Consider the following 1,255-nt stretch of genomic DNA (forward strand, 5'->3'; position numbering starts at 1 on the left):
CGTTGGCCGCTGGCCCAGCCGCTGTTGCAAGGCCCCTGGCCGGTGCTGCAGGTGTGGGGCAGTGACGATGTGCTGGTGCCTGCCACGGCGTACCAGCGGTTTGCACAGCGGGCGTCGGTGCGCGCCATGCCTTGGTGCGCGCGGCGCATGGACGGCGCAGACCATGGCCTGCAGCGGCACGCCGCGGGCGTGGACGGCGTGCAGCAGCTGTGGTCCTGGACGGAACAGTGGGCGCGCAACCCGGCTGCGGGGCTTTGCGGGGCCGTGCCGCCAGGCCCGGATGCGAACGGCGCCAAGGGCCTCATGACCGGGGCCGGTGCATCCTGAAAAGCTGCTCCGGCCCCACCGTGAAGTAGTCGGCGGGCCCACCGCCCCGCAGGATATGGCCTGCGTTGGCCGTGTCGTACACGCCGTCTTTCAGCAGCGCCTGGTCGATGTGCACGGCCACCACCTCGCCCAGCACCAGCCAGGTGTCCACCTGTGCTCCGTCCACCCCCTGCAACTGCAGGACCTGCGTGCTGCGGCATTCAAAGGTGACCGGGCTTTCGGCCACGCGCGGCGGGCGCACGCGGGTGGAGGGCAGGGGGGTGAGCCCGGTCAGGTCGAACTCGCTCACCTCGGGTGGCACGGCGGCGCAGCTCTGGTTCATCACCTCGGCCAGGTCGCGCGTGGCCAGGTTCCACACGAACTCGCCCGTGGCCTGCACGTTGCGCACCGTGTCCTTGTAGCCAATGCTGGCAAATCCCACGATGGGTGGCACGTAGTTGAAGGCGTTGAAGAAGCTGTAGGGCGCGAGGTTGGTCGCGCCCGTGGCGCTTTGCGTGGAAATCCAGCCGATGGGGCGCGGCCCCACGATGGCGTTGAACGGGTCGTGCGGCAGGCCATGCCCCAGGCGGGGTTCGTAGCTGTGAAAGGTGCGTGGATGCATGCGTGGGTGCAGTGGGGTGGTCATGGGGCTCGGCAGGGTGGGGTGAGCAGGCAGACACCTTAGCGGCAGACTCGGCACGCTGCAGCCATCGGGGTATTCGTGTGCTCACTTTTCAATAGCTAGTCGGGCATGTGGTTCCAGCGCATGACCGCGATGGGAGCACTAAAGTGCCATCCCCTGGCTCAGCGGTGCTGGTCGGGTGCGGCGCAGATGCCGGGGGTCGCGCGTGGCGGCACGGCACACACCATGCGCAGCCGGGCGGAGAACGTGCCCTGGCCGATGCCGGAGCTCGACGCCTCCAGCCAAGGCACCTGCTGGCGCACGCGC

General features: G+C 69.2%; 1 protein-coding gene and 1 pseudogene. One reads left to right on the forward strand and one right to left on the reverse strand.

All coding sequences use genetic code 11. From position 1 onward, the window contains the following. A pseudogene (locus tag ACDELDRAFT_RS22630) lies at positions 1 to 327 on the forward strand (hypothetical protein); the annotation flags it as partial. On the opposite strand, the gene ACDELDRAFT_RS22635 reads toward ACDELDRAFT_RS22630, so the two are convergent. Beyond that, positions 302 to 952 carry a flavin reductase family protein gene (locus ACDELDRAFT_RS22635; RefSeq protein WP_005801313.1) on the reverse strand — a complete coding sequence of 217 codons (651 nt, stop codon included), beginning with the start codon at positions 950 to 952 and terminating at the stop codon, positions 302 to 304. The pseudogene ACDELDRAFT_RS22630 and the gene ACDELDRAFT_RS22635 overlap by 26 nt on opposite strands. Positions 953 to 1,255 lie beyond the last annotated feature (303 nt).

This window comes from Acidovorax delafieldii 2AN, assembly GCF_000175235.1.
GTDB lineage: Bacteria > Pseudomonadota > Gammaproteobacteria > Burkholderiales > Burkholderiaceae_C > Acidovorax > Acidovorax delafieldii_B.